Origin of the sequence: Tenacibaculum finnmarkense (genome assembly GCF_900239185.1) — a bacterium.
Lineage (GTDB): Bacteria > Bacteroidota > Bacteroidia > Flavobacteriales > Flavobacteriaceae > Polaribacter > Polaribacter finnmarkensis.
The window spans coordinates 72,044-84,659 of the sequence record NZ_OENA01000097.1 but is presented as its reverse complement, the minus strand read 5'-3'; the positions used below and the strand labels follow the sequence as shown (position 1 = coordinate 84,659).

General features: G+C 31.0%; 12 protein-coding genes. 6 read left to right on the top strand and 6 right to left on the bottom strand.

What is annotated here, in order from left to right:
* Positions 1-212 precede the first annotated feature (212 nt).
* From folE to nadC, 6 genes are all read right to left on the bottom strand, one after another.
* Positions 213-905 (bottom strand): GTP cyclohydrolase I FolE, encoded by a 693-nt coding sequence (folE, locus tag AQ1689_RS11465; protein WP_058884705.1) that lies wholly within the window; start codon positions 903-905, stop codon positions 213-215.
* A gap of 44 nt (positions 906-949) precedes the next feature.
* Positions 950-2,314, bottom strand: coding sequence for a histidine--tRNA ligase (hisS, locus tag AQ1689_RS11460; protein WP_101956165.1), 1,365 nt, complete (start codon positions 2,312-2,314; stop codon positions 950-952).
* Positions 2,315-2,390: 76 nt separating this feature from the next.
* Positions 2,391-3,320, bottom strand: coding sequence for a YihY/virulence factor BrkB family protein (locus AQ1689_RS11455; RefSeq protein WP_058884703.1), 930 nt, complete (start codon positions 3,318-3,320; stop codon positions 2,391-2,393).
* Positions 3,321-3,443: 123 nt separating this feature from the next.
* A complete protein-coding gene (locus AQ1689_RS11450; RefSeq protein ID WP_422640690.1) occupies positions 3,444-4,034 on the bottom strand; it encodes a pentapeptide repeat-containing protein in 591 nt (196 codons plus the stop codon).
* A gap of 61 nt (positions 4,035-4,095) precedes the next feature.
* Positions 4,096-6,240 (bottom strand): M3 family metallopeptidase, encoded by a 2,145-nt coding sequence (locus AQ1689_RS11445; RefSeq protein WP_101956163.1) that lies wholly within the window; start codon positions 6,238-6,240, stop codon positions 4,096-4,098.
* Positions 6,241-6,316: 76 nt separating this feature from the next.
* Entirely contained in the window at positions 6,317-7,177 is an 861-nt protein-coding gene (gene nadC, locus AQ1689_RS11440; protein ID WP_101956162.1) for a carboxylating nicotinate-nucleotide diphosphorylase, read from the bottom strand.
* 156 nt (positions 7,178-7,333) lie between these two features.
* Here nadC and rlmH point away from each other — a divergent pair, with 156 nt between their 5' ends.
* The 6 genes from rlmH (at position 7,334) to AQ1689_RS11410 (ending at position 12,479) form a co-directional block, all read left to right on the top strand.
* Positions 7,334-7,807, top strand: coding sequence for a 23S rRNA (pseudouridine(1915)-N(3))-methyltransferase RlmH (rlmH, locus tag AQ1689_RS11435; protein ID WP_058884700.1), 474 nt, complete (start codon positions 7,334-7,336; stop codon positions 7,805-7,807).
* Positions 7,808-7,945: 138 nt separating this feature from the next.
* Positions 7,946-8,839: a coiled-coil domain-containing protein gene (locus AQ1689_RS11430; protein ID WP_145993770.1), complete on the top strand. Its 894-nt coding sequence runs from the start codon at positions 7,946-7,948 to the stop codon at positions 8,837-8,839.
* A 105-nt stretch (positions 8,840-8,944) separates the two neighbouring features.
* Complete coding sequence (locus AQ1689_RS11425; RefSeq protein ID WP_101956160.1) at positions 8,945-9,523, top strand: non-canonical purine NTP diphosphatase; 579 nt, start codon at positions 8,945-8,947, stop codon at positions 9,521-9,523.
* A gap of 19 nt (positions 9,524-9,542) precedes the next feature.
* A complete protein-coding gene (locus tag AQ1689_RS11420) occupies positions 9,543-10,574 on the top strand; it encodes a FecCD family ABC transporter permease (RefSeq protein WP_101956159.1) in 1,032 nt (343 codons plus the stop codon).
* Positions 10,575-10,576: 2 nt separating this feature from the next.
* Complete coding sequence (locus AQ1689_RS11415) at positions 10,577-11,374, top strand: ABC transporter ATP-binding protein (protein WP_101956158.1); 798 nt, start codon at positions 10,577-10,579, stop codon at positions 11,372-11,374.
* A gap of 64 nt (positions 11,375-11,438) precedes the next feature.
* Complete coding sequence (locus AQ1689_RS11410; RefSeq protein WP_180947586.1) at positions 11,439-12,479, top strand: M28 family metallopeptidase; 1,041 nt, start codon at positions 11,439-11,441, stop codon at positions 12,477-12,479.
* The last annotated feature ends 137 nt before the right edge of the window (positions 12,480-12,616 follow it).

Sequence of the window (12,616 nt, the reverse complement as noted above, 5' to 3'; positions counted from 1 at the left end):
AAAAGATACCTTAGCGTAATGCCAATGTAAAATAACAAGACATCAAATTGAACTAAACATTAATAAGCTTGATTATCAGATAATTAAAAAATTCAATTGTTAATTTAAAGCATCTTACTTCTTTTTTGTTTACAACAAGCGATACTATTTTACAAAAAAAACGGACAACTTTAAAGTTGTCCGTTTTATAAAATATATAATTAATGTTACTATTAATTAAAATCAGTGTTCATTTTTAAATAATCTAAAAACTCACGCTTTGTTTCTTTATTTTTAAACTTACCGCCAAACTCAGCAGTAACTGTTGAGCTTTCAATATCTTTTATTCCTCTTGAATTTACACACAAATGCTTTGCATCAATAACACAGGCTACGTCTTGCGTCCCTAAAGCTTCTTGCATTGCTTGTACAATTTGCATGGTTAAACGCTCTTGTACCTGTGGTCTTTTCGAAAAATATTCAACAAGACGATTCATTTTAGACAAACCGATAACTCTTCCACCAGAAATATACGCCACATGCGCACGTCCTATAATTGGCAATAAGTGATGCTCGCAGGTAGAATACACAACGATATTCTTTTCCACCAACATTTCGCCATAATTATAATTATTTTCGAAAGTAGATGCTTTTGGCATATTTGCAGGATTCAATCCCATAAAAATTTCATTCACAAATGATTTTGCAACACGTTTTGGCGTTCCTTGCATACTATCATCGGTTAAATCCATCCCTAAGGTTTCTAGAATATCTTTAACACTTTCTTGGATTTTAGCTATTTTTTCTTGGTCAGATAAATCAAAAGCATCAGCTCTTAAAGGATTTTTAGCCGAGGTTCCTACATGATTATCTCCTATATCATCGATTCTATCTTCATTCATTTTGTTGCTATTCACTTCAAACATTTCTTTCTTTTATTAGGGCACAAATTTACAACATTGTACTTAATTTACTGTATTATTTTTTTCAATTCGTCTAAAGAACAAGTAGTTTGCTCACCATTTAGCATGTTTTTTAAAACAAACACATCGTTATTTACATCAGTAACTACAAATTCTATGCCTCTGCTACCAACATATTTCCATTGTTTCTTTTCTTGCTTATTACTCGTTGCGGTATCAGGGTATAACTCTGATTTTATATTGTTTTCTCTTAAATTTTTAATCGCTTTTATTTTTGATAAATTCTCCGCTTCGTTAAAATTTAAAAATAATACACGAGGTTTTGGCAATTCAACCGCTTCAAACAAGTTTAATTCTTCCATCACCAAGTAAATTCTGTCTAATCCGAAAGAAATTCCAACTCCTGAAACATCTTTTAAACCAAAAATCCCTGTTAAATCATCATAACGACCTCCGCCTCCGATAGAACCCATTTTTACTTCTTTTGGTGCAGCAACTTCATAAATTGCACCTGTGTAATAATTTAAACCACGTGCTAAAGTTACATCTAATTCTAAACTTGCAGATGATAAACCAATTTCTTCAATCATATTTACAACGGTACGCAATTCTTCTACCCCTGCTAAACCTTCTTCGGATGCTTCTAACATCGCACTTAAAGAACTTAATTTATCTTGATTAGTTCCTGAAAAACTAAATAACGGCGCTACTTTTTCAATGGCATCTTGTGAAATTCCTTTTTCAAGCATTTCTTTTACAACACCCTCTTTTCCTATTTTATCTAATTTATCAAGGGCTACCGTAAAATCGATTAATTTATCAGATGCGCCAATAACCTGTGCAATTCCTGATAATATCTTACGATTATTAATTTTGATAGTCGCTCCGTTTAAGCCTAATTTACTAAAAACAGTATCGTATAATTGAATAAATTCAACTTCTTGTAATAACGATTTACTTCCTACAACATCAGCATCACATTGATAAAACTCTCTAAAACGTCCTTTTTGCGGGCGATCGGCTCTCCAAACAGGTTGAATTTGATATCTTTTAAAAGGAAATGTAATATCATTTTGATGCTGTACCACGTAACGTGCAAACGGCACTGTTAAATCGTAACGTAATGCTTTTTCTGATATTTGAGCCGTTACTTTTTGGCTATTTTTTTCAGATAATAAGGTTTCATCAGCCTTTTTTAGATAATCGCCAGAATTTAAAATTTTAAAGATTAAGCGATCTCCTTCTTCACCATATTTACCCATTAAGGTTGATGAATTTTCAAAACTTGGTGTTTCAATAGGTTGAAATCCGAAGTTTTCAAACGAATGTTTTATGGTATTAAATATATAATTTCTTTTCGCAACTTCTGTTGATGAAAAATCTCTTGTTCCTTTTGGAATTGATGGTTTCATAATTGATGGTAAAATTAAGGGTTCAATAAAATACTAAAACCCACTTTAAATGCAAATATCTGAATTTATCGCTAATTTACGAAGTTTTATGGGTACGTTTTAATCGGTAAATTGACGCATTTAATTCAAAACCTAACAATAAAATAATGGCGTTTATCCAAATAAAAAGCATCAAAATTAAGAGCGCTCCAATCGAGCCATATAACTGATTATAAGTAGAAAATTCTACCACATAAATCCCGAAAACATAAAATGTAAACAACGATAAAACAGTGGTTAAAATAGCGCCTGCTGAAAAAAACTTTATATCCTTTCCTTGAGTTGTTCCAAAGCGAAATAACAGTGAAACAATCGTGAAAATCATAATTAAAAACAACAAACCTCGCCCCCAATAAAACAAGTTTAAATCATCGGTATGTAGCCAACCTGTATTGTCAATACTAACAAGCGCTACTTGATATAGAATAATTAAAATCACTGTTATTATCAAAAAAAAGGACATTAATAACGATACACCTAATGAAATAAAATACGTTCTAAAAATACTTCTAATTTCTTTGATATGATACGAATATTCAAAACCTCCAAAAATAGCATTTACCCCATTGGTCATTAAAAAAATAGAGGCTAAAAACCCAAAAGACAATAAACCACTATATTGATTATTAATAATATCTTTTAACACGAAATCGACGGCATCAAAAGTTTTAGGCGGTAGCATTTCTTGGATTAATCCGAAGAGATTTTCTTGAAATCCATCAATAGGAATGTACGGAATTAGCGTTAAAATAAATAACATAAAAGGGAAAATAGCCATAAAAAAACTAAACGCAATTCCTCCTGCTCTTGTTGTTAAAGCGCCTTTTACAATGCCGATTACATATAATTCAATAACATCGTATAGGCTCATTCCTTGTAGCCTCGGTATTTTTATTTTCTTCAAAAAAATCACCAATAAATTAATTATAGGTATTTTACTTAGTCTATTTTCTATTGGTTTTGTCATTATTACAGCTACATTTTTCAACAAAGATACAATCGTTTTAAGATATAAAAGTGTAAAAAATGTAAAGGAAATTATAAATTTAAAGATAAACAATTACAATAAAAAAGCATAATAAAACATCTTCTAAGCCTCAACAAAAATATTGTATTTATGTAATAACCCGATTACATTTTCTTTTGAAAATTTTGCTCCTTTTAACTTATTATTTTCAGGATTTATTGAGAAATTAAAAGCCGTTTTAAAATCTGATTTCTCTAAGATTGTATCCTCAAATATGGCTTTTTTTAAATCGCAAGTATCAAATTTTGCATTAGTAAGAGTTGCTTCTGTAAAATCAACTTCTTCTAAATTACAGTTTACAAATAATGTTTTTGGTATTTTTAGTTGATAAAAAGATGAAAAAGTCAATTGACAATCAGTAAAACGAAATTGTAATAAAAACAGATTACATTCATTAAATTTAACACCTATCATTTTACATTTTATAAAAGACACTTCTTTAAAAGCGGTGTTTGTTACAATAGTATTGCTAAAATTGCAATCGATAAATTCACATTCTAAAAACTGAATATTAGAAAGATGAACATTTTCAAAATTACAATTCGAAAAAGTACAACTATCATACTCTCCTTTTTTAATTTTTATTTTTGAAAAATCAATTTTAGAAAAGGTTTCACTGTCAAAAAAATCATCCATAATAAAAAAGTAAAAAATAAGATGCTGTGTTTATAGAAACACATAAACACAACATTCTTTATATAAATTAAAAATTGAATTATTTTAAACCTCTTGCTTTTAACATTGGGGTAGCTTCAGGATTTCTTCTTGCAAAATTTTGATACATTTTTGCATAATCCATCGTGTTTCCTTTTGATAAAACTTGCTCACGGAATTTTTGCCCGTTTTCACGCGTTAATAACCCGTTGTCTTTAAACCAAGCGTAGGCATCGTGGCTTAGCATTTCTGTCCATAAATATGAATAATATCCAGCGCCATATCCGCCGCTAAAAATATGTGCAAAATAGGTTGAGCGGTATCTTGGTGGAATTTCGGCAAGTTTTAATTTCATTTGAGTTAAGGCAGCTTCTTCAAATTTAGCCACATCTTCAATTTTAGTATTTGCAGAAACCGTGTGCCATTTCATATCTAAGCTCGACGATGCTAAATTTTCAATCATTGAATACCCTTGATTAAAAGTTCCAGCATCTTTAATTTTTTTCAATAACTCAGCAGGAATTACTTTTCCTGTTTTATAATGCACCGCATAGTTATTTAAAATGGCTGGATGTGTTGACCAATTTTCATTAAATTGAGACGGAAATTCTACAAAATCTCTAGAAGTACTTGTTCCTGAAATTGACGCATATTGTTGGTTTCCAAATAAACCGTGTAAAGCGTGCCCAAATTCATGGAACATTGTTTCAACCTCATCAAAACTTATTAAAGCAGGTTCGCCAGCCGCAGGTTTTGACGAATTACAAACATTATAAATTACAGGTTTTTGATTTCGTAATTTTGATTGTTTTACAAAAGAACTCATCCACGCACCACCACGTTTGCTATCTCTGGCATAAAAATCGCCATAAAATAAGCCTAATTTACTTCCGTCTTCTTCAAAAACCTCGTACACAACGACATCTTTGTGATAAACAGGTAAATCGGTACGTTTTTTAAAGGTGATTCCGTATAATTTTGTAGCGGCATAAAACACCCCTTTTTCTAAAACGGTGGTCATTTCGAAATAGGGTTTTATTTCATCTTCATTTAAATTATACTTTGATGTACGTACTTTTTCGGCATAATGATTCCAATCATAAGCAGCTAAAGTTGCTCCTTTAACTTGCTTGTTCATTTCAGCCTGAATTTCTTTTTTTTCTGCGGATGCTTTCTCTAAAGACCCTGGAATTAAACCTTCAAACATTTCAAAAACCTTAGCAGGTGTTTTTGCCATCGTTCCTTGCAAACTCCAACTTGCGTAATTTTCAAAACCTAAAATTTGCGCTTTTTTAGCTCTTAAAGAAACCATTTTTTGTACTAATTCACTGGTATCGTAAGTACCTGAATCGGCTCTGTGAATCGATTTTTCGTATAATTCTTTACGAACTTCTCTGTTCTCTAAACTTTGTAATGATGACTGTTGTGTAGTGTTTACTAGCTGAATTTCGTAAGTTTTAGTATTATCAGCTTGTTTTTCTAATGATTTTATTTTATCCGCAGAAAAACCTTTTAATTTTTTAACATCAGTAATTATAACACCGCCTTTTTTACTTGCGTCTAATAATTTTTTACCAAAATCGTTCGATAAAGTTGCTATTTCAGAATTTATATCCTTTAAAACTGCTTTTTTATCTTCGGATAAATTAGCGCCTGCTTTTACAAAATTCTTATAATACTCTTTTACTAAATGTGTGCTTTCAGCATCTAAATTAGCCGTATCTAAAGCATTGTACACTGTTTTAATTTTAGCAAACAATGGAGTATTTAATAAAATATCATCGGAATGTTTAGAAAATTTTGGTGCTAATTCTTTTTGAATACTTTTAAGCGTATCGTTTGTATGTGCGCCTGTTAATCCGTAAAAAACAGCCGTAACGTTGTCTAGAGTTTCGCTACTTTGCTCTAAAGCTAAAACTGTGTTTTTAAAGTTTGCCGCTTCTTTATTGGCAATTATTTGTTGAATCGCTTGGTTCTGTAATTTCATCCCCTCTAAAATAGCAGGCATAAAATGTTCGTTCTTAATTTTAGTAAAATCAGGCGCTCCGTACGCTAAAGTGCTTTTAACCAACAAAGGATTATTTGCACTATTTATGGTATTTTCTGTTTTCACGGCGGTTTTATCTTTTTTAGCTTTTTCGCTTGGGTTTGTAGTACAAGATACTGCCAAAGCAATTGTTGTTGCTACGATGATATGTTTTTTCATTGTCTTACTTATTTTATCATTGAAACAAATTCAAATAAAAAGATTACTGCTTTTGCTTCAATGACACTTTATTAAATTAATCTACTGCTTTTAAACTTAAATCTAAATTATAAACCGAATGCGTTAAAGCGCCCGACGAAATAAAATCGACACCACAATCGGCATATTTACGGATGGTTTCTTCGGTAATTCCTCCTGATGATTCTGTTAAACAAGTATCGCCAATTAAAGCAACTGCCTTGCGTGTATCTTCATAATTAAAATTATCGATTAAAATTCTGTACACGCCTTTATTTGATAAAATTTCTTTGATTTCCTCTAAACTTCGTGCTTCTACAATAATTTTAATATCTAGTTTTTTATCAGCTAAATATTCTTTAGTTTTAGTAATTGCTTGTGTAATTCCGCCCGCAAAATCAATATGATTGTCTTTAATCATCACCATGTCGTACAAAGCAAATCGATGGTTTTCGCCGCCACCAATTTTTACCGCCCATTTTTCAATAGCACGAATTCCAGGCGTTGTTTTACGCGTATCTAATACTTTGGTGTTTGTTCCTTTTAATAAATCGGCAAAAAAAGCAGTTTTCGTAGCAATAGCACTCATACGTTGCATCGCATTTAAAACCACACGCTCTGCCATTAATATAGATTGCGATTTTCCTGTTACATAAAAAACAATGTCGCCATATTTTACAGAATCACCATCATTGATAAAAGTTTCTACTTTCAAATCGGCATCAACATAGTTAAAAACCATTTTAGCAAATTCAACGCCTGCGATAATCCCCTGATCTTTTACCAATAATTTTGCTTTACCAGTAGCATCCGCAGGAATACATGATAATGAGGTGTGATCGCCATCGCCAATATCTTCACGAATCGCATTTGTTATTATTAAATTTAGCTCTTTGTTAAATTGTTCTTTTGATATCATGCTTTTCTGTCTTCTTTAATTATCCCGTAAAAATACGGATTGATTTTATCCTACGGAATTAAATTATTCTTTCTGATGAATTTTATGAGTTAAAATAAATAAATTTGCAGATAAAATTAATTCAAATTAACAGCCCTTTATACCCTTTTACAACTTATGAAAATAAAACTAATCGCTATTGGTAAAACTGATGATAAAAATTTAATGCAACTCATTGATAATTATCAAAACAGGTTAAAACACTACGTAAAATTTGAATTGGAAATTATTGCCGATATCAAAAATGTAAAAAACCTAAGCGAATCGCAACAGAAGGAAAAAGAAGGTGAATTAATTTTAGCCAAATTACAAGCAACCGATCAATTGGTGTTGTTAGACGATAAAGGAAAAGACTTTACTTCTATTGGATTTTCGCAATATTTACAGAAAAAGATGAATTCGGGCATCAAACAATTGGTGTTGGTTATTGGCGGTCCTTATGGTTTTTCTGATGCTATTTACAAAAAATCGACAGGAAAAATATCGCTATCAAAAATGACCTTTTCACACCAAATGATTCGTTTGTTTATTGTAGAACAAATTTATCGAGGATTTACTATTTTACGCAATGAGCCGTATCATCATGAATAATATATAAGTTCCTTTTTATTAGAATTTTACTGTTTTAAATTATATTTTTTTTAACACTTTTTAAGCTATTTTCAGGCGTCAAAAGCCGTAATTTTGTCATCCCCCAAAAAAAACAAGAAAAAAACAATAACTATCGTTATGAATACAATCAAAATTATTTTAACTACTATCTTTTTCACTTTTATTATCGGAATACAACAAACAAGTGCTCAAAGTGACATTAAAATTTTAAAAAACAACGTAAAGATTCAAAAAAATAAAATTAGTGCGAATGAAGCTGTTTTAATGAGTGGTATTAAAGCCTTAAAGCGTGTAAATAGCAATTTAGAAAACTTCAAAAAAAGTAAAAAAGCTACTAAAGAAAACATCCGCAGAAAAGAAAATATTGTTAATAATATAGAAAATAAATTAACAAAATTGAATACTCAAATTGAGCATCAAAAACAAGAATTAGTAACTCTTGAAACAAAATTAGCTAAAAAGAAAGGGAAAGAAGCAGCTCAAAAAAATAACAAAACCAAAAAGAATAACAAATCAGCACAAGTTGAATTCGCTAAACAGACTCAAAAAGCTCAAGAGCCAAAGCCACTTGAAAACACCAACAATACACTTTCTAAATTAGCATTGCGAAAACAAGAGTTAGAAAAAGCTCGTGTAAAATTAGAAGAAGATCGTAAAGCTAAAGAAATTGCGTATTTAAAAGAGCAAGAAGCTTTGCATTTACAAGCTGAAAAATTAAAGCAATTAAGCAACGAAATTAAAGCGGAAGAAAAATCTATTGTTAAAGAAAAAGGTACTTTAATTAGCGATTATGAAGATGATATTAGCATTAATCAAGAAATTTTAATTAGTGCTAAAGAGGGCTTAGACAAAATGAAAGCCAAATTAAACAAAGCACAGTTAGACCCTACAACATCACAAGAAAGCATTGCTCGTAAAAAAGCGATTATTATTAGAATTGAAGAGCGTTTAAATAAAATACAAGCTGAAATAACAGCCAAACAAGTAGAATTAAATAAATTAAAAGGATAATTTTATTATACTTTTTTATTAAAAATAACGAAATATAACAAGGGTTGTATTTCGTTATTTTTGCTTAAAAAACAATACATTTGTGTACTTAAAATTTTAACTTATATGAAACTTGTTTTCGCTACCAACAACTTAAATAAACTCGCGGAAGTACAAAAAATGCTTCCAAAAAGCATTGAGTTACTTTCTTTAAAAGATATTAATTGTTTTGATGATATTGAAGAAACAGCAGCGACTTTAGAAGGAAATGCTAAGATAAAAGCAGACCATATTACCGATAATTTCAAATTAAATTGTTTTGCTGACGATACCGGTTTAGAGGTTGAAAGCTTAAACGGACAACCTGGCGTTTATTCGGCACGTTATGCGGGTGAACCTTCTAATTCAGAAAATAATATGCAAAAAATATTGACGGAATTAAATAAAACTGAAAATAGAAAAGCACAATTTAGAACGGCTATTTGTTTAAATTTAAACGGACAGCAATTTTTATTTGACGGAATTTGTAAAGGCGATATTTTAACCGAAAAACAAGGCGAAAAAGGCTTTGGATACGATCCTATTTTTAAGCCTCAAAACGTTAACAAATCGTTTGCACAAATGACATCCGAAGAAAAAAATGCCATTAGTCACCGCGGATTAGCTATTCAAAAATTAGTGGAATTTTTAAAATCAAACGCTTAAATTAAACTTTTATTCACTATTGAATACTTCAAAAAAATACAGCAAACATTTTGTCACCTTAGCGATTTTATTAGTTGTCGTTTTTTTTATAAATATTAGTTTAGGCTCGGTTTCCATTCCTTTTAAAGATATTTTTAACGCATTAACAGGCGGAACTGCAACGAAAGAAAGTTGGCAAACCATTATTGTAAATTTCCGATTACCAAAAGCAATCACAGCTGTTATGGTAGGTTCAGGCTTGTCAATTTGTGGGTTATTAATGCAAACTTTATTCAGAAATCCGTTAGCTGGTCCTTTTGTTTTAGGAATTTCATCGGGCGCAAGTTTGGGTGTTGCCTTGCTTATTTTAGGCTCAGGGGTATTTGGTGCTGCGCTGTTTTCAATAACAACTTCTAATTGGACGCTGGCTATCGGCGCTAGTTTAGGTGCTTTTTTGGTTTTATCTGCCGTAATTATAGCGGCTAATAAAGTGCGAAATACCATGGCTATTTTAGTTATCGGATTAATGTTTGGCTCCTTAACTTCTGCGGTAATTAGCGTATTATCTTATTTTAGTGAAGCAGCACAAATTCAACAATATTTATTTTGGAGTTTTGGAAGTTTAGGGAATTTATCATGGCAAGAATTGGCTGTTTTTGCTAGTATTTACAGCATCGGAATTATAGCGAGTTTTAGTATTATAAAACCTTTAAACAGCTTTTTATTAGGTGAAAATTACGCTAAAAGCCTAGGGATTAACATTAAAAAAAGCAGAACCATTATCTTACTAATTACCAGCCTATTAACAGGTGTAATCACGGCTTTTTCAGGACCTATCGCCTTTATTGGCATTGCAATTCCTCATATTGCTAAGATAATTTTTAACACATCGAACCATAAAATATTACTACCCGCAGCAGCTCTTATCGGTGCCATTATTTTATTAATTTGCGATGCAATTGCACAATTACCAACAAGCCAATTTACCTTGCCTATTAATTCCATTACCTCGCTATTTGGCGCACCTGTGGTAATTTGGTTATTAATTCGTAAGAAAAAAATACATGTATAATTTTGATAAATTCTAAAAAAAAAACGGTGCTTACTACTGAAAATTTAGCCATCGGTTATCAATCAAAAAAGGAACAAAATATTGTTCTTTCAGCCATTGATTTAACAATAGAACAGGGAAAATTTGTAGCGCTTTTAGGTAAAAATGGTGCAGGAAAATCAACTTTATTGCGTACGCTTTCTAATATTCAAAAACCATTAAAAGGCAGCGTTAAAATTAATCAGAAAAACATTTTAGACTATTCATTTCAAGAATTAGCAACCACTTTAAGTTTGGTTTTAACCGAGCGTTTGCCTGAAAGCCAACTAACTGTTTTTGAACTAATTGCCTTAGGAAGGCAGCCCTATACCAATTGGATTGACAGCTTAACACATAGCGATATTGACAAAATTAATTGGGCAATTGATCAAACTGATATTGCGCATTTAAAAAACAAACCCTTTTACCAATTAAGCGACGGGCAATTACAACGCGTTCTTATTGCACGTGCCTTAGCCCAAGATACCGACCTTATTATTTTAGATGAACCCACCGCACATTTAGACATTCATCACACCTTTAAGGTGTTTTCGTTGTTAAAAAAATTAGTCAAACAAACAGGTAAAACTATTATTATTTCTACCCATCAAGTAAATATTGCCATTCAACTTGCCGATGAATTTATTTTACTTGCCGATACACAAATTTATTGCGGAAATTCGCAAGAATTAATCAAAAAAAATGCTTTTGATTCGCTATTTCCTAAAGAACTTATCAGTTTTAACAAAACATTAAAACAATTCATTATAAAGAATAATTAAATTTGACCTTTGGTAATAATTATTGTTACTGAACACAAACCCATAAAAAACCCTTTATTTATTGATGAAAAAATTACTTTACATAGCAAGTGCAATTGTGTTTACAGCCTGTGGAAGCACAAAAGAAACAGCAAGTATCGAAATTGATAAAACCATAGATTATGCTGATAAATTTGCAAAAACAATTACTGCAAAAGATTTAGCAAAGCATTTATTTATCTATGCTTCGGATGAATTTGAAGGACGAAATACCGGAGAACCTGGGCAAAAGAAAGCGGTAAAATATTTAAAAGATTTTTATATAACCCAACAAATTAAATCACCTTTAGGTGGTAGCAATTATTTTCAAGAAGTGCCTAGTGCTTTTTTAAGCAAAAACAGGTATGACTTGGTATTAAAAGATTCTGAAAACGTGCTTGCCTTTATTAAAGGTTCTGAAAAGCCTGATGAAATTATTATTATTTCGGCACATTTAGACCACGAAGGTATTAAAGACGGACAAATTTACAACGGTGCTGATGATGACGGTTCGGGTACAGTAGCAATATTAGAAATTGCAGAAGCCTTTAAAAAAGCAGCAGATGCTGGTAAAGGACCTAAACGTTCTGTTTTATTTTTACATGTAACAGGCGAAGAAAAAGGTTTATTAGGATCAAAATATTATAGCGAAAATCCTATTTTTCCTTTAAAAAATACCGTTACCGATTTAAATATTGATATGATTGGGCGTGTTGACAAAGCACACAAAGAAACACCTAATTACCTTTATTTAATTGGTGCCGATAAATTGAGTACAGAGTTGCACAACATCTCTGAGGCGATGAATAAAAAATATACCAATATTGCCTTAGATTATACGTATAATGATGAAAATGACCCAAATCGTTTTTACTATCGTTCAGATCATTATAATTTTGCAAAGCATAATATTCCTGTTATTTTTTACTTTAACGGAACCCATGAAGACTACCACAAACCAACCGATACTGCCGATAAAATTAACTACGAACTATTAGAAAACAGAACGCGTTTGGTTTTTTATACAGCTTGGGAAATTGCCAATCGTGAAAATCGTTTAACTGTCGATAAAGTAGCTGAAAAATAATAACATCTATTTTTTTACCTAAAAAAAACGCATCAATTTGATGCGTTTTTACTTTTTTAATAAAGCCATAATTTTCTTCAATTTTCTTTTTTAAGCCTACTGAAAAACACGTTTTATAAAAATTTATTACTTCAAAT

Excerpts from the sequence above, each read along its gene's own strand:
- folE (WP_058884705.1), bottom strand. The coding sequence starts at position 905 with ATGTTTGAAGTGAATAGCAACAAAATGAATGAAGATAGAATCGATGAT.
- hisS (WP_101956165.1), bottom strand. The coding sequence starts at position 2,314 with ATGAAACCATCAATTCCAAAAGGAACAAGAGATTTTTCATCAACAGAA.
- AQ1689_RS11455 (WP_058884703.1), bottom strand. The coding sequence starts at position 3,320 with ATGACAAAACCAATAGAAAATAGACTAAGTAAAATACCTATAATTAAT.
- AQ1689_RS11445 (WP_101956163.1), bottom strand. The coding sequence starts at position 6,240 with ATGAAAAAACATATCATCGTAGCAACAACAATTGCTTTGGCAGTATCT.
- nadC (WP_101956162.1), bottom strand. The coding sequence starts at position 7,177 with ATGATATCAAAAGAACAATTTAACAAAGAGCTAAATTTAATAATAACA.
- rlmH (WP_058884700.1), top strand. The coding sequence starts at position 7,334 with ATGAAAATAAAACTAATCGCTATTGGTAAAACTGATGATAAAAATTTA.
- AQ1689_RS11430 (WP_145993770.1), top strand. The coding sequence starts at position 7,946 with ATGAATACAATCAAAATTATTTTAACTACTATCTTTTTCACTTTTATT.
- AQ1689_RS11425 (WP_101956160.1), top strand. The coding sequence starts at position 8,945 with ATGAAACTTGTTTTCGCTACCAACAACTTAAATAAACTCGCGGAAGTA.
- AQ1689_RS11410 (WP_180947586.1), top strand. The coding sequence starts at position 11,439 with ATGAAAAAATTACTTTACATAGCAAGTGCAATTGTGTTTACAGCCTGT.